General features: G+C 72.0%; 19 protein-coding genes. 12 read left to right on the forward strand and 7 right to left on the reverse strand.

Annotated features, from left to right (window positions below; genetic code table 11):
* The 11 genes from QF030_RS16085 (at window position 1) to QF030_RS16135 (ending at window position 15,568) form a co-directional block, all read left to right on the forward strand.
* Complete coding sequence (locus QF030_RS16085; protein WP_307163364.1) at window positions 1-945, forward strand: carbohydrate ABC transporter permease; 945 nt, start codon at window positions 1-3, stop codon at window positions 943-945.
* A 5-nt stretch (window positions 946-950) separates the two neighbouring features.
* Entirely contained in the window at window positions 951-1,844 is an 894-nt protein-coding gene (locus QF030_RS16090; protein ID WP_307163365.1) for a carbohydrate ABC transporter permease, read from the forward strand.
* 6 nt (window positions 1,845-1,850) lie between these two features.
* Window positions 1,851-3,116, forward strand: a complete 1,266-nt coding sequence (locus QF030_RS16095) for a 6-phospho-beta-glucosidase (RefSeq protein WP_307163366.1) — start codon at window positions 1,851-1,853, stop codon at window positions 3,114-3,116.
* A complete protein-coding gene (locus tag QF030_RS16100; RefSeq protein WP_307163367.1) occupies window positions 3,107-4,081 on the forward strand; it encodes an N-acetylglucosamine kinase in 975 nt (324 codons plus the stop codon). Before QF030_RS16095 ends, QF030_RS16100 begins: the two co-directional genes overlap by 10 nt.
* Window positions 4,082-4,259: 178 nt before the next feature.
* Window positions 4,260-5,651, forward strand: a complete 1,392-nt coding sequence (locus QF030_RS16105; protein ID WP_373428769.1) for a hypothetical protein — start codon at window positions 4,260-4,262, stop codon at window positions 5,649-5,651.
* 122 nt (window positions 5,652-5,773) lie between these two features.
* Entirely contained in the window at window positions 5,774-6,805 is a 1,032-nt protein-coding gene (locus tag QF030_RS16110; RefSeq protein ID WP_307167586.1) for a glutamate ABC transporter substrate-binding protein, read from the forward strand.
* A gap of 74 nt (window positions 6,806-6,879) precedes the next feature.
* Window positions 6,880-8,214, forward strand: a complete 1,335-nt coding sequence (locus QF030_RS16115; RefSeq protein WP_307163369.1) for a hypothetical protein — start codon at window positions 6,880-6,882, stop codon at window positions 8,212-8,214.
* Between the two features lie 2 nt (window positions 8,215-8,216).
* Entirely contained in the window at window positions 8,217-10,853 is a 2,637-nt protein-coding gene (locus QF030_RS16120; protein ID WP_307163370.1) for a serine/threonine-protein kinase, read from the forward strand.
* Between the two features lie 3 nt (window positions 10,854-10,856).
* Entirely contained in the window at window positions 10,857-12,356 is a 1,500-nt protein-coding gene (locus tag QF030_RS16125; RefSeq protein ID WP_307163371.1) for a PP2C family serine/threonine-protein phosphatase, read from the forward strand.
* 155 nt (window positions 12,357-12,511) lie between these two features.
* On the forward strand, window positions 12,512-13,858 hold the full coding sequence (locus QF030_RS16130; protein WP_307163372.1) for a vWA domain-containing protein: 1,347 nt from the start codon (window positions 12,512-12,514) through the stop codon (window positions 13,856-13,858).
* A 48-nt stretch (window positions 13,859-13,906) separates the two neighbouring features.
* Complete coding sequence (locus QF030_RS16135; protein WP_307163373.1) at window positions 13,907-15,568, forward strand: FHA domain-containing protein; 1,662 nt, start codon at window positions 13,907-13,909, stop codon at window positions 15,566-15,568.
* A gap of 11 nt (window positions 15,569-15,579) precedes the next feature.
* Here the strand turns inward: QF030_RS16135 and QF030_RS16140 are convergent, their stop codons facing one another.
* On the reverse strand, window positions 15,580-16,590 hold the full coding sequence (locus QF030_RS16140) for a methyltransferase domain-containing protein (protein ID WP_307163374.1): 1,011 nt from the start codon (window positions 16,588-16,590) through the stop codon (window positions 15,580-15,582).
* Between the two features lie 113 nt (window positions 16,591-16,703).
* On the opposite strand from QF030_RS16140, the gene QF030_RS16145 reads away from it, so the two are divergent.
* Window positions 16,704-17,117, forward strand: a complete 414-nt coding sequence (locus QF030_RS16145) for a globin (RefSeq protein ID WP_307163375.1) — start codon at window positions 16,704-16,706, stop codon at window positions 17,115-17,117.
* 179 nt (window positions 17,118-17,296) lie between these two features.
* Here the strand turns inward: QF030_RS16145 and QF030_RS16150 are convergent, their stop codons facing one another.
* The 6 genes from QF030_RS16150 to QF030_RS16175 all read right to left on the reverse strand — a co-directional run bounded on the left by QF030_RS16150 (window position 17,297) and on the right by QF030_RS16175 (window position 24,884).
* Window positions 17,297-17,977 (reverse strand): hypothetical protein, encoded by a 681-nt coding sequence (locus tag QF030_RS16150; RefSeq protein WP_307163376.1) that lies wholly within the window; start codon window positions 17,975-17,977, stop codon window positions 17,297-17,299.
* Window positions 17,974-18,384, reverse strand: coding sequence for an acyl-CoA thioesterase (locus tag QF030_RS16155; protein WP_307163377.1), 411 nt, complete (start codon window positions 18,382-18,384; stop codon window positions 17,974-17,976). Before QF030_RS16155 ends, QF030_RS16150 begins: the two co-directional genes overlap by 4 nt.
* Window positions 18,385-18,390: 6 nt before the next feature.
* The gene (gene ettA / locus QF030_RS16160; RefSeq protein WP_307163378.1) at window positions 18,391-20,055 is read right to left on the reverse strand and encodes an energy-dependent translational throttle protein EttA; all 1,665 of its coding nucleotides are present in this window, start codon (window positions 20,053-20,055) and stop codon (window positions 18,391-18,393) included.
* A 224-nt stretch (window positions 20,056-20,279) separates the two neighbouring features.
* Entirely contained in the window at window positions 20,280-21,698 is a 1,419-nt protein-coding gene (locus QF030_RS16165) for a TQXA domain-containing protein (protein ID WP_307163379.1), read from the reverse strand.
* A gap of 438 nt (window positions 21,699-22,136) precedes the next feature.
* Window positions 22,137-22,625, reverse strand: a complete 489-nt coding sequence (locus QF030_RS16170) for a single-stranded DNA-binding protein (RefSeq protein WP_307163380.1) — start codon at window positions 22,623-22,625, stop codon at window positions 22,137-22,139.
* Window positions 22,626-22,991: 366 nt separating this feature from the next.
* Window positions 22,992-24,884, reverse strand: coding sequence for a GTPase (locus QF030_RS16175; RefSeq protein ID WP_444875789.1), 1,893 nt, complete (start codon window positions 24,882-24,884; stop codon window positions 22,992-22,994).
* Between the last annotated feature and the right edge of the window lie 35 nt (window positions 24,885-24,919).

Raw genomic sequence — 24,919 nt, forward strand, 5'->3', positions numbered from 1 at the left:
ATGGCGGCCACCCACACGCTGCGGGCGAAGCACCGGCGCTCGGCGCTGCGCACCCTCGCCTTCCTGTCCCCCTGGCTGATCGGTTTCGCGGTCTTCTTCGCGTACCCGATGATCTCGACGGTCTACTTCTCGTTCATGCACTACGACGGTTTCAGGCCGCCGACGTGGAGCGGCACGAAGAACTGGACGTACGTCTTCGAGCACTACCCGTTCTTCTGGCCCGCCCTGCGCAACACGCTGTGGCTCGTCGTGATCATGGTGACCCTGCGGGTTCTGTTCGGGCTCGGCATCGGCATGCTCATCACGAAGATCAAGACCGGTACGGGAGTCTTCCGCACCCTCTTCTACCTGCCCTACCTCGCCCCGCCGGTGGCGGCCACCATGGCCTTCGCCTTCCTCCTCAACCCCGGCACCGGCCCGGTCAACTCGATCCTGGAGAACGTCGGCATCCCGGCGCCGGGCTGGTTCAACGACCCGAACTGGTCCAAGCCCGCCCTGACCCTGATGTTCCTGTGGGGGGTCGGCGATCTCATGGTCATCTTTATGGCCGCGCTGCTCGACGTACCGAAGGAGCAGTACGAGGCCGCGGAACTGGACGGCGCTTCGGCGTGGCAGCGGTTCCGGTTCGTCACCCTCCCCAACATCTCGCCCATCATCATGTTCGCGGTCGTCACCGGCGTGATCGCGGCGATGCAGTGCTACACACAGCCCCTGGTCGCCGGAAAGGTCGCCTCGGGCGTGATCCAGGGCGCGGGCACCATGTTCGAGCCCGGCTACCCCGAGCACTCCACGCTCACCCTTCCCCAACTCGTCTACAACCTCGGCTTCCAGCGCTTCGACTACGGCTCGGCCTGTGTCGTGGCCCTGGTGCTGTTCGCCCTGTCGATGGCGTTCACCGCGCTGTTGATGCGGCGCCGGGGCGGTCTCATCCAGGCAGGTGACTGACCCCCATGACCCACGTACTGGACCGGCCGGCGGAGTTGCGGACACCCTCCTCGCCCGCCGAGCGCACGGCCCGCCGCAGGGCGCTGCTGGAATGGATCGCGGTCCACTCCCTCGGCGTGGCCGCGGCCCTCTTCTTCACCCTCCCGTTCGTGTTCGTGCTCCTGACGTCCCTGATGAGCGACTCCCAGGCGCTCAGCCGGGACCTGGTCCCGCACACCTGGGAGTGGGCCAACTACCGGAAGGTCTTCGACACCCCGGGCTTCCTCACCTGGTGGCGCAACACGCTGATCTACGCGGGACTGGGCACGGTCCTCACCGTCGTCTCGTCGATCCCGGTGGCGTACGCGCTGGCCAAGTTCCGCTTCCGGGGCCGCAATCTGACGCTCATGCTGGTGATCTCGATGATGATGCTGCCCCCGCAGGTGGTCGTCATCCCGATGTACCTGTTCTGGGCCAAGCAGCTGGACCTGTCGGGCACGCTGTGGCCGATGATCATTCCGCTGGCGTTCGGCGACGCGTTCTCGATCTTCCTGCTGCGCCAGTTCCTGCTGACCATCCCGAACGAGTACCTGGACGCCGCGAAGGTGGACGGCTGCGGGGATCTGCGCACCCTGCTGAAGGTCGTGCTGCCGATGGCGAAGCCCGGCATCGCCGCCGTCGCCCTCTTCCAGTTCTTCGCCGCCTGGAACGACTACTTCGGACCGCAGATCTACGCCTCCGAAAATCCGAACGCGTGGACCCTCTCCTACGCCCTGGAATCCTTCAAGGGCGCGCACCACACCGACTGGAACCTCACCATGGCGGCCACCGTGCTGGTCATGGCACCCGTGATCCTCGTGTTCTTCTTCGCCCAGAAGGCGTTCGTCGAAGGTGTCACCCTCACCGGAGTAAAGGGTTAACAAGCCATGAAACTCACCGTGGTCGGCGGCGGCTCGACCTACACACCCGAACTCGTCGACGGCTTCGCCCGCCTGCGCGACACCCTCCCCGTCGAGGAGCTCGTCCTCGTCGACCCGGCGGCCGACCGCCTGGACCTCGTCGGCGGCCTGGCCCGCCGGATCTTCGCCCGGCAGGACCACCCGGGCCGCATCGTGACGACGTCCGACCTGGACGCGGCCGTCGAGGGCGCCGACGCCGTGCTGCTCCAGCTCCGCGTCGGCGGCCAGGCGGCCCGCGAGCAGGACGAGACATGGCCGCTGGAGTGCGGCTGCGTCGGGCAGGAGACGACGGGCGCGGGCGGCCTCGCGAAGGCGCTGCGGACCGTTCCGGTGGTCCTGGACATCGCCGAACGGGTCCGCCGGGCCAACCCGCACGCCTGGATCATCGACTTCACCAACCCGGTCGGCATCGTCACCCGCGCGCTCCTCCAGGCCGGCCACAAGGCGGTCGGCCTGTGCAACGTGGCGATCGGCCTCCAGCGGAAGTTCGCCGCTCTGCTCGACGTCACCCCGGCCGAGGTCCACCTGGACCACGTGGGCCTCAACCATCTCACCTGGGAGACCGGGGTGCGGCTGGGCGGCCCCGAGGGCGAGGACGTGCTGCCGGGCCTCCTGGCCGCCCACGGCGACACGATCGCCGCCGATCTGCACCTGCCCCGCGTGCTCCTGGACCGGCTGGGCACGGTCCCCTCCTACTACCTGCGCTACTACTACGCGCACGACGAGGTCGTACGGGAGCTCCGTACGAAGCCGTCCAGGGCGACGGAAGTGGCCGCGATGGAACGGCAGTTGCTGTCGCTGTACGCCGACCCGGCCCTCGACGAGAAGCCGGAGCTGCTGGCGAAGCGCGGCGGCGCCTACTACTCGGAGGCGGCGGTGGATCTGGCGGCGGCGCTGCTGACCGGCAGCGGAAGCCCCTACCAGGTGGTGAACACCCTCAACAACGGCACGCTGCCCTTCCTCCCGGACGACGCGGTGATCGAGGTCCAGGCGGCGGTGGGACCCAAGGGCCCGTCCCCGCTGCCGGTGCCACCCCTCGACCCGCTCTGCGCCGGCCTGACGGCGAACGTGACGGCGTACGAGGACCTGGCCCTGCGGGCGGCCCTGCACGGCGGCCGCGACCGGGTGTTCAAGGCCCTGCTGTCCCACCCCCTGATCGCCCAGTACGAGTACGCCGAGCAGCTGACCGACCAGCTGATCGCACACAACCGGGAGCATCTCGCGTGGGCCTGACGGCAAGCGTGCTCGCCATCGACGCGGGCAACAGCAAGACGGACGTCGCGGTCGTGGCGGCCGACGGGACGGTCCTCGCCACGGCCCGCGGCGACGGCTTCCGCCCGCCCGCCGTGGGCGTGACGGCGGCGGTGGACGCCCTGGCCGGCACCGTCACGCGCGCGTACACGGCAGCCGGCGTCGACTCGGTGGTCCATGTCTCGGCCTGTCTGGCCAACGCCGACCTGCCGGTGGAGGAGGAGCAGCTGGCGACGGCCCTGCACGCGCGCGCGTGGGGCGCCTCGGTGGACGTCCGCAACGACACGTTCGCCATCCTGCGGGCGGGCGTCGCCGAACCCCGGGGGGTGGCCGTCGTCTGCGGCGCCGGCATCAACTGCGTCGGCATGCGCCCCGACGGCCGCACCGCCCGCTTCCCGGCCCTCGGCCGCCTCTCCGGTGACTGGGGCGGCGGCTGGGGTCTGGCCGAGGAGGCGATATGGCACGCGGCGAGGGCGGAGGACGGCAGGGGCGGACCGACGGCCCTCACCGACGCGCTCCCGTCCCACTTCGCCCTGCCGTCCATGTACGCCCTGATCGAGGCGTTCCATCTGGAGCACATCCCCCCGTCCCGCCGCCACGAACTGACCCCGGTCCTCTTCGCCACGGCGCGGGACGGGGACGCGGTGGCGCGCGCGATCGTCGACCGGCTGGCGCAGGAGGTGGTGTCGATGGCGACGGTGGCACTGACCCGTCTGGACCTTCTGGAGGAGGAGACCCCGGTACTTCTGGGGGGAGGCGTTCTCACCGCGGGCCACGGACGACTGGACGACGGGGTACGGGAGCTCCTTGCCGCGCGGGCGCCGAAGGCGGTGGCGAGCGTCGTACGGGAGCGTCCGGTGCTGGGGGCCGCGCTGCTGGGCCTGGACCGGCTGGGGGCGGACGCCGACGTGCAGCGAAGGGTGCGCGGGCACTTCGCCGCGGGGTGAGTGAGCTCCGCCGCCGCCGAACACGACACGGGTCCCCCGAAGGAACCGAAGACCCACGTGACGCGTATTCATGGACAGGGGTGACTGCGATCTGATCAAGATCGCGTGAAGGCCGGTGCGGATGACCGGTCCCGCCAGCGATACTGGCGGCGGTAGATGACCATGGGGGAGGTCAAACGTGGCAAACCCGGCACCAGCCAGCACCGTGGCGCCAGTTGCGCCGGTCTCGGCGCCACCGCCGACCCGCCGTACGGCGTTCGCCGAGGGCGTCGACAAGGCGCGCGCGGCGGCGACGACGGAGCCGGGCCGGCTCCGCATCATCGGCGCCCTCCTCGCTCTGCTCGTCCTCGCCTTCGGCGCCGTGACGGCCTGGCAGACGACGGACCGCGCGGCCGCCGCCGACGACGTGCTGCACAAGAGCCAGCCGCTCAGCACGGCCGCGGCCGACATCTACCGTGCGCTCGCCGACGCCAACACGGCGGCCTCCAGCGGGTTCCTGGCGGGGGGCCAGGAGACGGCGGAGTCCCGCGCGCGCTACGAGGAGGACATCGACGAGGCGGCCGCCAAGCTCGTCACGGCGGCCAGCAACGCCGACCCCGACTCGCCCTCGACGGCGTTCATCACCAAACTGAACACGCTGCTGCCCGAGTACAAGGGCCTGGTGGAGCGCGCACGGACGTACAACCGGCAGGGTTTCCCCGTCGGCGGCGCCTATCTGCGGTACGCGAACGAGAAGATGCAGGGGGAGATGCTCCCGGCGGCCCAGGATCTCTACACCAAGGAGAACCAGCGCCTCCAGGACGACTACGGCGACGCCACCCCCTACCCGTGGGCGGCGATCGCGCTGGGCGTCCTCGCGCTGGCCGGTCTCGCCTGGGCGCAGCACCGCAACTACCGCCGTACGAACCGCGTCCTGAACCACGGCCTGGTCGCCGCGACGGCGGCCACCACGGTCGTCCTGCTCTGGCTGGTCGTCGGCCACAGCGTGGCCCGCGCGGGTCTGAACGACTCCTACGACCACGGGGTCCGCTCGCTGAACGTCCTGCACGACGCCCGGATCGCCTCCCTCAAGGCCCGCGGCAACGAGAACCTGACGCTGGTGGCGCGCGGCGCCGAGACGGTGAAGGTGTCGGCCGACGGCGAGGAGGTGACGCTCGACAAGTACGACCACGAGTTCACCACCGAGATCGACACCCTCGGCAAGGGCCTCACCCTCGCGGCGAAGCTCGCCGACGACCAGGCCGGCGAGAAGCCGGTCGAGTCGGCCGAGAGCAACATGGCGGAGTGGAAGAAGCGCCACACCACGGCCCGCGCGCAGGACGACAACGGCAACTACGAGCAGGCGCTCGCCCTGGTGATCGGCGGCAAGGACGCGACCGGCGCGTGCTTCGACAACGTCGACCAGAACCTCGCGGACGCGCTGAAGCACGAGCAGACCGAGTTCCGCCAGGCCGCCGGGGACGGTCTGGACGCGATGGCCGGCCTGCCGATCGGCGCCGCCGTGCTCGCCGTGCTGGGCGCCGCGGGCGCGGTCGTCGGCATCGGCCGCAGACTGTCGGAGTACCGGTGAACAGGCGTGGGCCGGTGAACGGGCGCGGATCGGTGAACGGGCGTCTCCCGGTGGGCAGGAGCGTGTCGGTGGGCGGGGGCGAACCGGCGGAAGGAGGCGTACCGGTGGGAGGGGGCGTGACGATGCGTGTGCGACGGGTGCGAGCCGGCCTGAAGGGCTGGGGCGGAGTGGGCGCGATGGCGGGCCTGTGCGCTCTCGCGCTGGCCTTCGTCCTGCTGCTGCCGTGGACGACCCGGTCGCCCGGCGACGGAAGCACCGGCCGGGCCGGGCAGGGCATCGCCGCGGGCTCCCAGGCGGCCGACGCCGACTGCACGGACCCGGAGAAGCGGACGCCCGCGCCGTCGAGCGCGGACGGTCCGACGATCGCCGCCATCAAGGCCCGGCAGGGCGAGAAGCGCAAGCTGATCGTCGGCGTCGACCAGAACAGCTACCGCTGGGGTTACCGCGACCCCAACAACACGGGCGCCGAGCTGGAGGGCTTCGACATCGACCTGGTCCACCGGATCGCCCAGGACATCCTCGGCGACCCGAACGCCGTCCAGTTCAAGGCCATCCCGACCAACCAGCGCATCCCGGCCATCCAGGAGGGCCGGGTCGACATGGTCGTCCGCACCATGACGATCTCCTGCACCCGCCTGGACGACGTCGCCTTCTCCGCGCCCTACTTCAAGACGGGACAGCAGGTCCTCGCGCCCAAGTCCTCGACGATCAAGGGCTACGACGACACGCTGGCGAAGAAGAAGATCTGCACGGCGACCGGTTCGACGGCCAACACCAAGCTGGTCGACGACAAGAAGGCCGGGAAGATCGCCTCCAGTGCGGTGATCGCCACCCCCGTGCCCAACCAGCTCGACTGTCTCGTGCGGTTGCAGCTAGGCGAGGTGGACGCGGTCGTCACCGACGGCGCGCTTGCGGCCAGTCAGGCCGCCCAGGACCCCACGGTCGAACTGAAGGGCGCCCCCTTCACGACCGAGTACTACGGCGTGGCCATGAAGAAGACCGCGACGGATCTGGTACGCCGGGTCAACCAGACCCTGGTGGAGTACCGCGCGAGCGGCTGGCAGGCCTCGTACGACAAGTGGCTGTCGGCGACACTGGGCGGTGACGCGACGAAGTCGAAGCCGCCCGTGCCGCAGTACCTGAGCACAGGCTGACGGACCGGCGGGTAGGACGGCAGGGCAGGCGGCGGACGAAGCCGAGAGACCGACACAGCAGCGAGAGGTGATCGATGGGCGTCACGGGACCCCCCGGGCCGGTGATGGACCGGGACGAGGTCGACCGTGCGCTGGCGCGGCTCGGCGCGGAGCACGAGGCGATCGAGACCTCGCTCCTCGCCCTCCAGGACCACGCGGGCCGCAGACTTCTCGAGGGCGCCGAACTGACCGGTGTCACCAAGGACCGCTGGGCGTCCGCGGAGGCGGCGATCACGCTGCTGTGGACGTACTTCGACGCGTACACGGACGCGCTGCGCGGCGCCCGCGACATCCGCTCGCGGCGCCGCTGGTCCAGCCGCGAGGATCTGGCGGAGCTGACGGAACTGCTGCGCGGCGAGTCGGTCACGGTGGCGGGTTCCGCCGCCGGTACGGCCGCCACCGCCAACGCGCCCACGCTGCACGGAGCCGGCCGGCTCAGCCACAGCTTCTCCCTCAGTACCCTCGTCGACCGGATGAACGAGCTCTACGCGTCCTCGCTCGACATGGTCGTCACCGCCGACGCGGTGTGGTCGGCGCTGCCCGCCCGGATAGATCTCCTGGCCGCGGAGCTTCAGCGCACCCGCCGGCTCGCGCACTCCGTCGGCGTCCGCCCGGGCGAACACCCGGCGGGCGACGACCTGGAGCGCATCACCCGCACCCTGACCTCCCTGCGCGAGCAGGTGGTGTCGGACCCGCTCGCCTTCTGGGTCCCCGCGCAGGGCAGTTCGGCGCCGGGCGGCGGCCGTCCGGACACCACGGTGTACGACCGTGAGGCGCGCGCCCTGGAGGACGTACGACGGGAGATCGACGCGGTACTGACGGTTCGTCAGGACGCCGAGCAGCGGCTGGTGAGGCTGCGGGACATCCTCAGCCGGGCCGACCGGACGCTCGCCGAGGCGCGCACCGCGCGCGGCGAGGTCCTCGCGAAGATCGCGGCGACGGAGGTGCCGGTGGTCAGCGGCCCGCCGACCGCGCTCCAGGAGCAGCTCGCGACGGCCGCCGAGTACCGCAGGCACGCCCAGTGGCACCGCCTGTCCCCGCTCCTGGAGTCCCTGGAGCAGAAGGCGGAGGACGAACTGCTGCGTGCGCGCGAGTCGCTGACCGCGGTCACCCAGCCGCTGGCGGTGCGCGCGGAGCTGCGCGGCCGTCTCGACGCGTACAAGGCGAAGGTCGCCCGGCACGGACTCGCCGAGGACCCGTTCCTCATCGAGCGCTACGACGCGGCGCGCCGCATGCTGTGGAGCGCGCCCTGTGATCTGCGCGTCGCCGGACAGGCCGTCCTGCGCTACCAGCAGGCGGCCGCCGAACTGCTCACGGCACCGCGCGTGCCGGAGCAGGGTGGACCTCAGGACCGTAGGGGGGAGCAGTAGCCATGAGTCAGGCAGGGCAGGCGTGTCAGCGGCCGGGCTGCGAGGGGTCGTACGAGGACGTGGGCGGCGGCGAGCTGTACTGCGACACCTGCGGTCTGGCGCCGGTCGTCTCGCCGAGCGGGCTGGTCGGCTCAGCGCCGACCGGGGTGACCGGCGGCGGCAAGGGCTCGGCACGCGGCGCCGGTTCGCGGGCCAGCGGGCGCAGTGCCCGCAGCACCCGTACGTCGTCGCAGTCTTCGAAGTCGCGTCGCTCGGTGTCCGGGCGGCTGTCCCGGTCGCTCTCGGGCACGTCGACGGGCCGCTCGGTGTCGGTGCGCAGCTCCGGCTCGACCGCGGGGTCGTCCGGGCGGGCCCGGCTCGGCGCCGGCCTGGTCACGGTGCCGCAGGTGCCGAGACCCGACCCCCGTGTGATGGTGCAGGAGAATCCCGAGGTGCCGGAGCGCAAGCGATTCTGCTCGCGCTCCGACTGCGGTGCCCCGGTGGGACGTTCGCGCGGTGAGCGGGAAGGCCGCACGGAGGGCTTCTGCACCAAGTGCGGCCACCCGTACTCCTTCGTGCCGAAGCTGAAGGCGGGCGACGTCGTGCACGGCCAGTACGAGGTCGTGGGCGCGCTGGCGCACGGTGGGCTCGGCTGGGTCTATCTGGCGGTCGACCGCGCGGTCTCCGACCGGTGGGTGGTGCTCAAGGGCCTCCTGGACACCGGCGACCAGGACGCGATGGCCGCGGCCATCTCCGAACGGCGCTTCCTCGCCGAGATCGAGCACGCCAACATCGTGCGGATCTACAACTTCGTCGAGCACCTCGACCAGCGCACCGGCTCGCTCGACGGCTACATCGTCATGGAGTACGTCGGCGGCAAGTCGCTCAAGGAGATCGCCAACGACCGCCGCACTCCGCAGGGCAAGCGGGATCCGCTTCCCGTGGAGCAGGCGTGCGCGTACGGCATCGAGGCGCTCGAGGCACTCGGCCATCTGCACAGCCGTAACCTGCTGTACTGCGACTTCAAGGTCGACAACGCGATCCAGACCGAGGACCAGCTCAAACTGATCGACATGGGCGCGGTCCGGAGAATGGACGACGACGAGTCGGCCATCTACGGCACGGTCGGCTACCAGGGTCCGGAGGTAGCGGAGGTCGGGCCGTCCATCGCGTCCGACCTGTACACGGTGGGCCGTACGCTCGCCGTCCTGACCTTCGACTTCCAGGGCTACACGACCGTCTTCGTCGACTCGCTGCCCGACCCCGACAACATCGAGGTCTTCCGCCAGTACGAGTCGTTCTACCGGCTGCTGGTCCGCGCCACCGACCCCGACCCGGCCCGCAGGTTCGCCTCGGCGCAGGAGATGGCGGAGCAGCTGACCGGCGTGCTGCGCGAGGTCGTCTCGCTCCAGAGCGGCCGGGCCCGGCCCGCGCTGTCGACCCTGTTCGGGCCGGAGGTCAAGGTCACGGACACGGAGCTGTTCCCCAGGCCGGCCGGCGAGGTGTCCCGGCTGGGCGCGCGGATCGCCGTCAGGCCGCCGCGTCGGTTCGGCGGTTCGGGCACCACGCCGGCCCTGCCCGGCGGCGCTCCCGCGTTCGCCGGCGCCGCTCCCGCGCTTCCCGGTGCCGCCGCCTTCGTCGGTGGCTCCGGGCCGGCGGGCTCCGGCGGTGGCGCGTCGTCGGGCGCCGGGAGCACCGTCGCCGCGAGGGCCGTCGCCCCCGGCCTCGTGAAGACCGTCCCCGCGCCCGCCGCCGCGCTCGCGCTGCCCGCTCCGCACGTCGACGCCAACGACCCCAACGCGGGTTTCCTCGCCGGGCTGCTGGCGTCCGCGCCGAGCGAGCTGATCACGGCTCTCGCGGCCGCGCCGGCGCCGTCGGTCGAGACCCGGCTGCGGCAGATCCGCGCCTGGCTGGAGAACGGCGACCACCAGGCCGCCCTCATGTCCCTGCAGAAACTCGAGGGCGAACGGCCCGACGACTGGCGGGTGGTCTGGTACCGGGGAGTCACCTCGCTGGTCACCGGCGACCACGAGGGCGCCGCGCTCGCCTTCGACGCGATCTACGACGCCTTCCCGGGCGAGCCCTCGCCCAAGCTGGCGCTCGGCCTGTGCGCGGAGGTGCTGGGGCAGCTGGACAACGCCGCCGAGTACTACCGCCTGGTCTGGTCGACCGATCCGAGCTTCGTTAGCTCCGCGTTCGGCCTGGCCCGCGTCCAGCTCGCGGCCGGGGACCGCCGGAGCGCCGTGCGTACGCTGGAATCGGTGCCGGAGTCCTCCATCCACTACACGGCGGCCCGGGTGGCCGCCGTGCGGGCCCGGCTGCGGGAGCGGACCGCACTCGCCTCCGACGTACCCTTCCTGGAGGACCTCACCGCCGCCGCGGCCCAGGTCGAGGCGCTGGACGCGTACGGTCTGGATCCGACGCGACGCGAGCAGTTGTCCGCCGAAGTCCTCGGCTGCGCCCTCGACTGGATACTCTCCGGTGGCCAGGGCGCGGGCTCGGCCGCCGGGGTGCTGCTCGGCAGTGAACTGGACGAGCGGGGACTGCGCTTCGGCCTGGAGCGCTCGTACCGCACGCTGGCCCGGCTGGCGACCGGCGGCGAGGAAAGGATCGACCTGGTGGAACGTGCCAATCGTTACCGCCCCCGGACGTGGGTGTAGTTGATGTCCCAGATGCCCCGGCAGGCCGCTCTGCCGACGTGTCCGAGCTGCGCGGAGCCGCTCGACGCGGGTGACCGTTTCTGCGGTGCGTGCGGATACGACCTGTCCGCCGTGCCGTCGCGACCGGACGACCACCCGACCCTCACCATGAACGCCCCGGCCCAGCCGGCTCCCCCGGAAGCGGCGACGGGTCCGGCGGGGCCGACGGTCAGCGGTGCGGGCGTACCGGGTGCCGACCCGAACGGCATCCCCGCGAGCGGCGCCGGTGCGCACCAGGTGAGTGGTGCGGGCGCGCACGGTGCCGGCGTGGGCGGCGTCGCCACCGCGGCGCTGCCTCCTGAGGGCGCGCTGCCGCCGCCGTCGGGTCCCGGTGCGCCGATGCCGCCGCAGGGTTCCGGTGCACCGGTGCCGCCCGGCTCCCCGCTCCCTCCGCGACCCGCCCCCTCCTCCCCTTCCCCCGCCTCCGGTGACCCGGGAGGCGCCGATGTCCCCGGTGTGCGGTTCGACCGGCCCTCGGAGCCCGACGAGTACGCCCTGCAGGCGCCGGACCCCCGGGTCGCCGCCGAGGCCGCCGCGGTGGCCGAGACCAACCAGGTCTGCGTGGCCTGCCGGGCGGGCCGGGTCGACGACGACGGGTACTGCGAGAACTGCGGGCACGCGCAGCCGCGCGAACGCGACCACATGGAGCAGGAGTCGGGGCCCTTGGCCGCCGTCAGCGACCGCGGTCTGCGCCACCACCGCAACGAGGACGCCTTCGGCCTCGGCCGCACCGCCCTGCCGGACGGCTCGCCCGCGCTCGTGGCGATCGTCTGCGACGGCGTGTCCTCCGCGACCCGCCCGGACGAGGCCTCCCTCGCCGCGTCGAAGGCGGCCAGCAAGTCGCTGCTGGCCGCGCTGCCGCAGGGCACCCACCCGCAGCAGGCCATGCACGAGGCGATCGTCGCCGCCTCGTACGCGGTCAACGCGCTGGCCGACGAGCCGGCCACGGCCCGTGAGCAGGCCCCGCACCAGAACGCCCCGGCCTGCACCCTCGTGGGGTCGATCGTCACACCCGGGCTGCTCGTCGTCGGCTGGGTCGGCGACAGCCGCGCCTACTGGGTCCCGGCGGACCGCAGTTCGCCCCCGGCCCGGCTCACCGAGGACGACTCCTGGGCCGCGCAGATGGTGGCCGCGGGCCTGATGAACGAGGCGGAGGCCTATGCCGACGAGCGCGCCCACGCGATCACCGGCTGGCTCGGCGCCGACGCCTACGAACTGGAGCCGCACACCGCTTCCTTCAAGCCGGACCGGCCCGGTGTGGTGGTGGTGTGCACGGACGGCCTGTGGAACTACGCCGAGGCGGCCGAGGACATGGCCGAGGTCGTCCCGCCGGACGCCTCCGCCCGCCCGCTGCACAGCGCACGCGTCCTGGTCGGCCACGCCCTGGACGGCGGGGGCCACGACAACGTAACAGTGGCCGTCGTGCCGTTCCCCGCCCCCGCGCAAGGGGCAGGATCGGCCTGAGGCCGCGAACGGGAAACAACGGAAACACCGGAACACGGGGAAACGCCGGAGAACACGGGAAGCACGGGGAAGCACGCGTACGGACCGGTGGGGACCGGTCCGTATTCAGAGATCGCCCCGCGAACGTGGGGTGTCCGAGGGGGATTTGAGTAGGCATGGCCATTTTCTCGAAGTCGAACGTGCCGCAGTTCTCGGTGGACGTCTACCAGAACGAGTACCTGCCGGAGGGCGGCCGCGAGGTCAACGCGATCGTCACGGTCACCGCCACCGGCGGCGGCACGGTGGGCAGCGCGGCAGCCGCGCCGCACCTGTACTCGCCGAGCCAGGGGCCGTCCGCCGCCGTGGCGATCATGGTGGACTGTTCCGGCTCGATGGACTATCCGCCGACCAAGATGCGCAACGCCCGCGACGCCACCGCCGCCGCCATCGACACCCTGCGCGACGGCGTGCACTTCTCGGTGATCGGCGGCACCCATGTCGCCAAGGAGGTCTACCCGGGCGGAGGCCGCCTCGCGGTCGCCGACGCGACCACCCGGGAACAGGCCAAGCAGGCGCTGCGCCGGCTGAGCGCGGGCGGCGGCACGGCGATCGGCACCTGGCTGCGGCTGGCCGACCGGCTGCTCTCGACCGCGGACGTCGCGATCCGGCACGGCATCCTGCTCACCGACGGCCGCAACGAGCACGAGTCGCCGCAGGACCTCAAGGCCGCCCTCGTCGACTGCGCCGGACGTTTCACCTGTGACGCCCGCGGTGTGGGCACCGACTGGGAAGTGAAAGAAGTCACAGGCATCGCCTCGGCCCTGCTCGGCACCGCCGACATCGTCGCCGACCCGGCCGGCCTGGCCGCCGACTTCACGCAGATGATGGAGACGGCGATGGGCAAGGAGGTCGCGGACGTCGCGCTGCGCCTGTGGACCCCGGTCGGCACCGCCATCAAGTTCGTCAAGCAGGTCGCGCCGACGGTCGAGGAGCTGACCGAACGCCGCACGGAGGCGGGGCCGCGCGCGGGTGACTACCCCACCGGTTCCTGGGGCGACGAGTCCCGCGACTACCACGTGTGTGTCGAGGTCCCGGCCGCGAACGTCGGCCAGGAGATGCTCGCCGCCCGGGTCTCGCTGGTCATCCCGCAGCCGGACCACACGGTGCAGAACCTCGGCGCGCAGGGTCTGGTGCGAGCCGTGTGGACCGACGACATGTCCGCCTCCACGTCGATCAACCCTCAGGTCGCGCACTACACCGGCCAGGCCGAACTGGCACAGGTCATCCAACAAGGTCTCGACCTTCGCAAAGCGGGAGATATGGACGGAGCAACGGCCAAACTGGGCCGTGCCGTTCAGCTCGCGAGCGCCTCGGGGAACGGTGATACTGCGAAACTGCTTGCGAAGGTGGTGGACGTGGTCGACGCCACGACAGGTACTGTGCGACTGAAGGCGAAGGTCACGGACGCCGACGAGATGACGCTCGAGACCCGGTCCACAAAGACTGTTCGTGTAAAGAAGTGACCTGAACGAGCTTTTGGGACACCGAAGGAGAGAGGGGGACGCGCCGACATGCCGACCTGCCCGAACGGACACCAGTCGGGTTCCGACGACTGGTGCGAGGTCTGCGGTCACCGCATGGCCGGTGCCGTGCCTCCGCCCCCTCCCCCGCCGCCCCCGACCGCCGGCGGCTACGGCTTCCCGCCGCCCCCGCCCGGTCAGGGCGGCCAGCCCGGCCAGCCCGGCGGACGGCACCTGTCCTCCGTGCCGGACCACGAGCCCGAGCTCTGCCCGCAGTGCCGTACGCCCCGTGAGGGCGGTGCTCCGTTCTGCGAGGAGTGCCGGTGGAACTTCCTGACCAACACGGCGACCTCCTACACCCCGGCCGCCCCGCGCCCGCCGGCGCCCGGCCCCGGCGCGGGCCCCGGCGCTCCGGGCCACGGCGGCCCCGGTGGTCAGGGCGGCCCCGGTGGTCAGGGCGGTCAGGGCGGTCCCGGTGGGCGCTTCCAGCCGCCGCCCCCCTCCTACGGGGGCGGTGACCCGTTCGAGTACCAGAGCTCCCGCCCGTCCCAGATGAACCGTCCCGCCGAGCCGATCCCGCCGTTCGGCGGCGAGCCGTCGGGCCCGGGCGGTCAGGGCAGGCCCGGTGGCCAGGGCGGTCCCGCCGGTGGCCCGCCTCCGGGCGCCTTCGGGCGGAACCCCTCCGGCCAGGGCGGCGATCTCTTCGGCCGCGAACCGTCCGGTCCCGGCGGCCGTCCTCCCGGCCCGCCCGGCGATCCGTTCGGACGCGAGCCGTCGGGTCCGCCCTCGGACCCCTACCGACGTGAGCAGACCGGACAGGCCTCCGACCCCTTCGGCCGCGAGCCCGGCGGTCCCGGCGGCGACCCCTTCGGCCGTGAGCCGTCCGGTCCCGGCGGCCGTCCGCCCGGCCCCGGCGGCCCGTCCGGCTTCGGCGCCGACCCCTCACGACCGGGTCCGCCGCCCGGGCCCACGCCCACCGGTCCCGGCATACCGGGCCAGGGCGGCTTCGGCGGTGGCCAGAACGACCCCAGGAACCAGGGCGGCCCCGGGGCTCCGCAGGCTTTCCAGCCGTCCGGTCCGGCGGCCCCGTCCGGCTTCCCGCAGGAGACGGGCCGTCCACAGCAGCCCGGCGGCCGGCCCTTCGGCGGCGCCGACGACGACTGGGTGATCCCCCCGCCGTCGAACCCCGGTCCCGGCCAGGGCGCGCCCGGCGGCCCCGGCCCGGCCCAGGGCGGCGGCTACGGCTACCCGCAGCCCGGCGCCACCCAGGCACCGCCCCCGCCCGGCCCGGCCTACCAGCAGCAGCCGGCCACCTGGTCGGTGACCATCGGCCCGGACCGCGCGTACTTCATGGCGATGATGCACCGCTCGGGCCCCGAGGCCGCGGGCCTCAACCTGCCCGCGTACTCGCCCGAGCAGCAGCGCACGCTCACCGGTAACCAGTTCACCATCGGCCGCCGCCGCCACTCCACCGGGGAGACCCCCGACCTGGACCTGTCGGTGCCGCCGGAGGACCCGGGCGTCTCGCACCAGCACGCGGTGCTGGTCCAGCAGCCGGACGGCGGCTGGGCGGTCGTCGACCAGAACTCGACGAACGGCACCACGGTCAACGGCTCGGAAGAACCGATCCAGCCGTTCGTCCCGGTACCGCTCCAGGACGGCGACCAGGTGCACGTCGGCGCCTGGACCACGATCACGATCCGCCGCGGTTAGGCCGAGTCCGGCTAGACCTCGACGAGGCCCGGACCCGACGAACCCGGCAGGGGCCACGCGTACGGCCCCTCCGGTTCGTCGAGCCACGCCCACGCGTGCTCGGCGCCGACCGTGATGCCGTACCGCTCCCGTCCCGGCATGCCCTCGCGCTCCCACAGAGCGGACGCTTCCTGGGGGTCGAGGATGCCCCGGGTCAGGGCCAGCAGGAAGTGGAACAGGTCGCTCTCCCTGGCCCGGTGCGGCACCCCCGCGAGCGCCACCGGCTCCGGCTCGCGCCGGTCCGACCCGCGCAACGGCACGAAGAAGGCCGGGGTCCGCAGGAAGTGGCCCTCGGCGTGTCCGGCGTCCCGCACGGTCAGCGCGATCAGCCCGGTGGCCAGCGGGGCCAGGATCAGGGCCCCGGGGGCGCACTGGGCGAGCCAGGCGCGCGGGATCGACGTCAGCGTGCAGGTCGCGATGATCCGGTCGAAGGGGGCGCGTTCCGGCACCCCGCGCGCCCCGTCTCCGGTGACGACGGTCGGCCGGTACCCCGCGTCCTGAAGGTGCCGGCGGGCCGACTCGGTGATCTCGGGATCCAGGTCGACGGTGGTGACGTGCCCGTCGCCGAGGCGGTACGACAGCAGTGCCGCGTTGTACCCGGTGCCCGCGCCGATCTCGAGGACCCGGTGCCCGTCCTCGACCCGCAGCTCGGCCAGCATCAGCGCCATCAGCGAGGGCTGGCTGCTGGAGGACAGCAGCACGCCGTCGCGCATCCTGGTGGCCAGCGGGACGTCCTCGTACGCGCCCCGCACCCAGCGGGCCCGGGTACGGGGGTCCGGACTACCGCCCCAGCACCGTTCGTGGCCGCCCACACCGCCGACGTAGTAGTACGGCACGAAGAGGTGGCGCGGGACCGCGGCGAACGCCTCCTCCCAGCGTGGATCGGCGTCGAAGGCCCCGCTCGCCTCGATCTCGCGCAGCAGCCCCGCCCGGGCCGATGCGGCGAGGTCTGCAAGCTCCTTGTCGAGTGCGTCCGCGCTCATGACTCCACTGTGCGGCGCGCGGCCCCGGGAAGCGAGCCCCGGGAACCGAGCCGCCGGGAGCGGCCGCAGGGGCGGTCCTACGCCTCAAGTCCTCCGTCTCCCGGTCTGAGACCATGGGAGGCGTGAAAGAGATTCGGCGCGGCACGCTTCAGGAGCAGACCTTCTACGAGCAGGTCGGTGGGGAGGAGACCTTCCGCCGGCTGGTCCACCGTTTCTATGAGGGAGTCGCCGAGGACCCGATCCTGCGGCCCATGTACCCGGAGGAGGACCTGGGCCCGGCCGAGGAGCGTTTCGCGCTGTTCCTCATGCAGTACTGGGGCGGTCCGACGACCTACAGCGAGCATCGCGGCCACCCGCGTCTGCGGATGCGGCACGCCCCCTTCGTCGTGGACCGGGCCGCGCACGACGCCTGGCTGAAGCACATGCGGGTCGCGGTCGACGAGCTCGGTCTGCCCGAGGAGCACGAGCACACCCTGTGGAACTACCTGACGTACGCGGCGGCGTCGATGGTGAACACCCCCCAGTAACCCGCGACGGGGGACGCGCCGAACCGCCCGGGCCCTGCCGGGGAAGCAGGGTGAGAGGTGACGGGAGACGCGAGGGGTCACGCGAGATGACGTGACGGGTGCCGAGACGGCGCAGGGGACGGGGAGCGTGATGGGGCCGGGGCAGGGGACGGGGAACGTGGCGCCGGGGACGGCGGGCGTCAGCGCACGCTGACGTCGAGCATTCCCAGCTGCCCCGCCCGCCGCACGGCGATCGACCCGTACGGTGTCCGCAGCCGCAGCCACGCGCCGAAGGAAAGCAGTTTCAGCTCCCCCGGGCCCGACGAGGGCCGAAGGAATCCGAGCGACTGGGCCGCGTGCACGGCGCGCACGGGAAGTCCGGTGTCCCCGACCGTCCGGGACCAGATCTCCCGCCCGATCCGGTCGAGTTCGGCCCGCGTCCGCAGTTCGACCGTCAACTCCTCGGTCCGGGACCGGAATTCGGCGACGGCCGCACCGACCATCGCACGCAGCGCGTCCGGTGCGGGCAGCCCCGCCTCGGTCCGCCACCCACCGCGCGGCGGCAGCACACCGGCCCACGGCGGCCCGGTGACGGCCGCGGGAACCGCAGCCGTCGCGGCGCCCTCGTCGACGGACTCCAGCAGCTCACCCGCCGACACGGTCACGTCGAGCGCGACATCGAGGCCGTTCTCGTACGGCTTGGCCAGCCGGACCGCGCGGATCGCGAGCACCTCGAAGGAGGGCGGCCGGCCGAAGACGGCGAGGGCGGTGCCGGCCGCCTGCAGCCGCACCGCCGCTCCACGGTCGTAGCGGAGCAGCCGGGAGAGGAAGGCCGCGACGTCCGCGGCCTCCCCCTCGTCGGCCAGGTGGAGCACCGTCATGCGGCGACGGCCTCCTCGTCGTCGTCCCGGTACTCGGCGAGGAACTCACGCTCCTCGGCGGTGAGACGGCGCGGCCGCTGCGCCTCGAAGTCGAACGGCACGATCACCGTGGAGGCGGTGACGTAGACCTGGTCGCCGTCCTTCACCTCGTAGGTGATGGTGAAGGACGCGGCCCTGATCTGCGTGATCCACAGCTCGATGTCGACCGGGGAGTGCCGGTGGACGAGCTGCCGCTTGTAGTCGATCTCGTGACGCGCCACCACGGACCCCTGCTTGAAGTCCTTCTCCGGGCGGAACAGGAAGTCGATACGGGCTTCCTCCAGGTAGCGGAGGAAGACCACGTTGTTGACGTGGCCGTACGCGTCCATGTCCGCCCAGCGCAGTGGGCAGCGGTAGATGTGCCGCAAGATCGATCAGCCCCGGGTCAGCTTCTTGTAGGTGGCGCGGTGCGGGCGCGCGGCGTCCGCACCCAGTCGCTCGACCTTGTTCTTCTCGTACGACTCGAAGTTGCCCTCGAACCAGAACCACTTGGATTCACCCTCGTAGGCGAGGATGTGGGTGGCGACCCGGTCCAGGAACCACCGGTCGTGGGAGACGACCACGGCCGCACCGGGGAACTCCAGCAGCGCGTTCTCGAGGGAGGACAGCGTCTCGACGTCGAGGTCGTTCGTCGGCTCGTCGAGGAGGAGCAGGTTGCCGCCCTGCTTGAGGGTGAGCGCGAGGTTGAGACGGTTGCGCTCACCACCGGAGAGCACACCGGCCGGCTTCTGCTGGTCCGGGCCCTTGAAGCCGAACGCGGAGACATACGCGCGGGACGGCATCTCCACCTGCCCGACGTTGATGTAGTCGAGCTCGTCGGAGACCACGGCCCACAGCGACTTCTTCGGGTCGATGTTCTCGCGGCTCTGGTCGACGTACGAGATCTTGACGGTCTCGCCGACCTTGATGGACCCGGAGTCGGGGTCCTCGAGTCCCTGGATCATCTTGAAGAGCGTGGTCTTGCCGGCGCCGTTCGGGCCGATGATCCCGACGATGCCGTTACGCGGCAGCGTGAAGCTGAGGTCGTCGATCAGCACCTTCTCGCCGAAGGCCTTGGAGAGGTTGTTCACCTCGACGACGATGGAGCCCAGACGCGGGCCCGGCGGGATCTGGATCTCCTCGAAGTCCAGCTTCCGCATCTTGTCGGCCTCGGCCGCCATCTCCTCGTAGCGGGCGAGACGCGCCTTGGACTTGGCCTGACGCCCCTTGGCGTTGGACCGCACCCAGTCGAGCTCCTCCTTCAGACGCTTCGCACGCTTGGCGTCCTTCTGCCCCTCGACCTTGAGACGGCTCGCCTTGGTCTCGAGGTAGGTGGAGTAGTTGCCCTCGTAGGGGTGGGCACGACCGCGGTCGAGCTCCAGGATCCACTCGGCGACGTTGTCGAGGAAGTACCGGTCGTGGGTGACGGCGACGACGGTGCCGGGGTACTTCGCGAGGTGCTGCTCCAGCCACTGCACGGACTCGGCGTCCAGGTGGTTGGTGGGCTCGTCGAGCAGCAGCAGGTCGGGGGCCTCGAGCAGCAGCTTGCACAGCGCGACGCGGCGGCGCTCACCACCGGAGAGGTTGGTGACGGGCCAGTCGCCGGGCGGGCAGCCCAGGGCGTCCATGGCCTGCTCCAGCTGGGTGTCCAGGTCCCACGCGTTGGCGTGGTCCAGGTCCTCCTGGAGCTTGCCCATCTCGTCGAGGAGCGCGTCGGAGTAATCCGTCGCCATCAGCTCGGCGACCTCGTTGAAGCGCTTGAGCTTGCCCATGATCTCGGCCGCGCCGTCCTGCACGTTCTCCAGAACGGTCTTGGACTCGTCGAGCGGCGGCTCCTGGAGCAGCATCCCGACGCTGTAGCCGGGCGACAGGAACGCGTCACCGTTGGAGGGGTGCTCGAGCCCCGCCATGATCTTCAGAACGGTGGACTTACCGGCACCGTTGGGCCCGACCACACCGATCTTCGCGCCGGGCAGGAAGCTCAGCGTTACGTCGTCAAGGATGACCTTGTCGCCGTGTGCCTTGCGCGTCTTGCGCATGGTGTAGATGTACTCAGCCAAGAGAAACCGTCCGGCAGCTTGAAATCTGGCAGTGGGCAGGTGGGCAGATACACCCCATCTTGCCTGAGGTCCACCCCTGGGTGTTAACCCGTTCGGTCGGGGGCCCGTGAGCTGCGGCTTCACAGCCGGCACCGACGACGCGCCCGTCACCCTCGATCACGTGCCGGGAGCACCGCCGCGTCGCCCGCCGTCCCCGCCCGCCGCCCCCGCCCGCGCGGACCAGGTCAGTGGTTGGTCTCGTTCTCCTTGCGGCCCAGGAGCAGGAGGGCCGCTCCGCCGATGACCACCAGGCCGATGGCGGTGCCGGCGATGAGGGGGGTGGCGCTGGTGCCGCCCGTCGCCGCGAGGTTGGTGTCGTCGGTGGTGGAGGTGCCACCGACGGTGGCCGGGCTCGGTTCGACGAGGGTCTGGGTGGTCAGGCCCTCGGCCTCATCCGCCTGGGTCTCACAGTCCAGGACACCGGTGAAGCGGCTCTCCACGCCTTGCGGGCCGTTGATCGTGAAGGCGTAGGCCTGGTCCTCCTGGAGCGGGATCGTCACCGTCCGGGAGGCACCGGCCGGGATGGTGTACTCGGTCCCCATCAGCTCGAAGGTGAAGACCTGGTCGCCCTGGTTGACGGCCGTGATGTCCACTCCGGTCTTCGCGCAGTCCTTCGCCGCGGACAGTGCCGGTATCGCGCCCTGCTCCGCCCAGGTGGCGCTCGCCGTCGCCGCCACCGTCGACTCGCTGGAGCCGGCCAGGATCTGGGTCTGGCTGCGACTCTCGGAAGTGAAGGCACGGCCGACGGGGACGGTGGTCGAGGCCTGGACGGTCAGCTCGGCCGAGCCGTCGGCCGAGTCGGCCGGCACGTCGAAGAACAGCTGGCTGCCGTCCGTCACGGACGTGACCACCTTGCCGTCCTTGCCGACGATCCGTACACCGCTGGTGGCGGCGTCCAGCGGAGGTGTCACCGTCACGCCGCTCGCGTTCGTGTGCACGGTCACCGGGCCGAGCAGTTCGCCGGGGTGACCGGCGACGGCGGGCGCCTCGAGGGTGAGCGACGCCTTGGGCTCCGCCACGGGGCGGGCGGCCTTCTGGAGGTAGTCCGCGAGCCGCTCGGCCTGCGGGTCGACGGCGTCGACGTCAGCGCCGTCCGAGTAGCGCCAGATGGCCACCTGGGTGCCGGTGGCCGCGTCCTGTTCGCTGAGACCGCCGTCGATGCCGGCCTTGTCCGCGAGCGAAGCCAGGTCGTTCACCTGAGGGTAGGAGTGCTGGAGGATCCAACGGACGCGTCCCGCGTCCTTGTTGGCTCCCAGCGAGGTGCCGCTCCAGGGTGTCTCCTGGTACTTGGCGTCCTTCTGCGTGGGGTTGTACAGGTCGACGCAGTAGGTCTGCAAGGTGCCGCCGCCCTCGACGGACATCTCGAACAGGCCCGCCGAGACCTCCTGGTCGCCGCCGTCGGCGTGGATCACCGCGGCGCCGTAGGTCTTGAGACCGCCCATCGTCGCCGTGGCGCCGCCCTGACTCTGTGTCACCTCGGCGGCGGAAGCCGCGCCGGCGCCGGCGATCACACCGACGGCGACGAGGCCGGACACCATCGCCGCCACGGCGACGCGGACCGCCCCGCGCCCGCGCACGAACGACGCGGAGAACGAACAAATCACGCAATTCCCCTTCGAGCAGGACCCGTTGATGTGGGGGGTACGGGTCCCACCAGCAGAATCAGAAGCCCCGTGAGCCACGTCCGGCATCCTAGAGACGTCGCGCACCACGCTTACCGGTCATCTCATCGGATCGCCGATCCGACTCGGAATCGTTATCCCCAAGATCGTCCCGAGCTTCGACTTGTCGACAAATCCGCTTGAGCGCCCGAAGCGCATGCGCCGACAAGCGGCAGACCCGTCGGCACCGGCGCGGGCCGGGACCTGACGCACCGTCACCGGTCCGTCGCATGACAGCGCACTTGCCCCACCCGCACCGCGCCGCACCGCTCGCTCCGTGTCGCCCCTCAGCTCACGTCACCGCCACCGCGACCGGCTCACGTCACCTGCTCACACCACCGCGACCGGCTCACGTCACCTGCTCACGCCACCGCGACCGGCTCACGTCACCGCCACCGGCTCGCGATGCCTGCTCTGCGGGGTCTCCGGCTCCGGTTCGGCGGCATCGGCGGCCGGTGTCTCCCAGTCGGGCTCCGGCCGCGCCGGTGAGCCGACGGCCATCGGCTCGGGCCGGCCCGACCGCCGGAAGGCGGAGGTGCCCCGAGAGATGTCGTGGCCGATCGCCACGGCGTCGATGTCCGCAGACGTCCAGCTCTGCTGTCCTTCACGCGATTCCGTACGTACCCTGAGCCTGCCCTGCACCATCACCGGGTCGCCGACGTTCAGCGAGGCCGACGCGTTGGTGGCCAGTTGCCGGTTGGCCCACACCGTGAAGAAGTTGGTGTGCCCGTCCGTCCAGGTGCCCTTCTCCCGGTCCCAATAGCGCGAGGTCACCGCCAGCCGGAACCTCACCGACGCACCCGCCGCCAGATCCCGGTAGACCGGCTGCGTCGCCACGTTGCCGACCGCGCAGACCATCGTCTCGTTCATCGTGAACCCCTCCTCGCCGGGCGGTGGCCCCGCCCGGATACACGTACGGGCCCGTCCCGCACGGTTGCGTCCGCCGTGACGGCCGCGGCTCTCGCACCGCGTACCGTCACCGCCTCCCGGCGACCGCGTCCGTCGCGATCGCCGTGAAGCCAGACTGCCTCCGTCGGACCGGGCCCGCCGAGCGCTGTGGACCGTCCACCACCTGTGGAAAACTCCACCACCCGGACGAGTGATCCACGCCCCGCTCCCCGCGGATAACCCGCTGTGGAGCACTCCTGTGGAGCACCGCCTGAGGGTCACCACCTGTAGGGCACCCTCTGCGGAACCACCACCTGAGATCACTCCCTGTGGATCACCCACAGCACCTCATCGCGCGGCGGCTCCCACCCCCGTCACCCGCGCGTACTGCTCCCGGACCTCCCGGTACCGCAGCAGTTCCGCGGCGACGGGATCCAGTACGCGGGCCCGGCCGCACCCGGCCGCCGCCTCCCGCAACCGGCGCTCCGCGTCCTGCCCGTACCGCCGGGCCGGTCCCCGTGCCGCCAGCCGGCAACTCCACTCGACGAGCGGACCGCCGATGATGCCCGTCACCATCAACAGCACCGGAACCCCGAGGTTCGGCGCCATCACCCCGACGATCTGTCCGAGCAGCCACAGCCCGCCGACCACCTGGAGCAGGGTCATGCCCGCCTGCGCCAGCACGGCCACCGGCCACCAACCCGGCCGCGGGGGCCGCCCCGGCGGCAGCCCGGCCCGCGCCGCCAACTGGTCCAGCGCCTCGGGAAGCCCGTGAGAACCGCGTACGGCCGCTTCCCGCACCGCCTGCGCCCACGGCGTGGGCAGCCCCGCCGAGGCCCGTTCGGACACCGTGCGCACCGCCTGCTCGACGCGCTGCCGGGCCGTGGCCTCCTCGTCGGCAGGGGCGCGGGCCGGCAGCCGCCCGGTCGGAGGGTCACGCCGGTCCTGCTGCCACCGCCACAGCCGTAGCCACGGCGTCCCGCACGCCCGGTTCGCGTTGCGCAGCCAGGCGCGCTCGGCGGCCTCGCCCGCGGCGGTGGCGCCCACGGCGTCCGCCAGTCGGTCCGCGAACTCGTCCCGCGCCTCCTCGCTGAGCCCGGTGCGCCGCCCGGTGGCGTAGACGGGGCGCAGCCGCCACGCGGCGGCGTCCACGTCGGCGGCGATCCGCCGGCCCGCGGCGCCGCGCTCGGCGACGAACTGGCCGAGCACTTCGCGCAGCTCACCGACGCCGTCGCCGGTGAGCGCGGACAGGGCGAGCACGGTGGCGCCCGGTTCGCCGTACTCGCCGAGGGCGACGCCGTCCTCGTCGAGCAGGCGTCGCAGGTCGTCCAGGACCAACTCGGCGGCCTCACCGGGCAGCCGGTCGACCTGGTTGAGGACGACGAACATGATCTCCGCGTGACCCGCCATGGGCCGCAGATAGCGCTCGTGGAGCACGGCGTCGGCGTACTTCTCGGGGTCGACGACCCAGATGACGGCGTCGACGAGCGCCAGAACGCGGTCGACCTGCTCACGGTGCTGGACGGCCGCCGAGTCGTGGTCGGGCAGGTCGATCAGGACGAGCCCGCGCAACTGCGCCTCCGCGTCCTGACTCTGCACCGGACGCCGACGCAGCCGGCCCGGGATGCCCAGCCGGTCGATGAGGGTCGACGCACCGTCGCTCCAACTGCACGCGATGGGCGCGGAGGTGGTCGGGCGGCGCACGCCCGTCTCGGAGATGTTCACTCCGGCGAGGGCGTTGAACAACTGCGACTTGCCACTGCCGGTGGCGCCCGCGAGGGCGACGACGGTGTGCTGACCGGAGAGCCTGCGCCGGGCTGCCGCCTCGTCGAGCACCCGGCCGGCCTCGGCAAGCGTCCGGCTGTCGAGCCGGGCGCGGGAGAGCCCCACGAGTTCACGCAGCGCGTCGAGCCGGGACCGCAGGGGCCCGTCGTACGTGAGCGGGGCGGACGGCAGGGCGTTCCCGCCGCCACCGCCGACCCGGGTCTCCATGACGGCGGCCTGCTCGGCGGCGGAGGCTTCGCTCACACGACGGGCGATGAGCCCGTCGTCCCAGGCCCCGACGGAGTCCGCACCCGCTTCCGACCCACCCGCTTCCGACTTGCCTGATCCCGGACCACTTGATCCCGGACCACTTGATCCCGACCTACCTGGTACCAACCCGCCTGGTCCTCTACCCGGTTCCGAACGGGCGCCTCCACGGGAGGCCTTCGCGGGCAGCTTGGAAGCCTTCTCCGCCATACCGCCGTTCCCCGCCTCTGCCTCTGCCTCTGACT

The organism is Streptomyces rishiriensis, from assembly GCF_030815485.1.
Classification (GTDB): Bacteria; Actinomycetota; Actinomycetes; order Streptomycetales; family Streptomycetaceae; genus Streptomyces; species Streptomyces rishiriensis_A.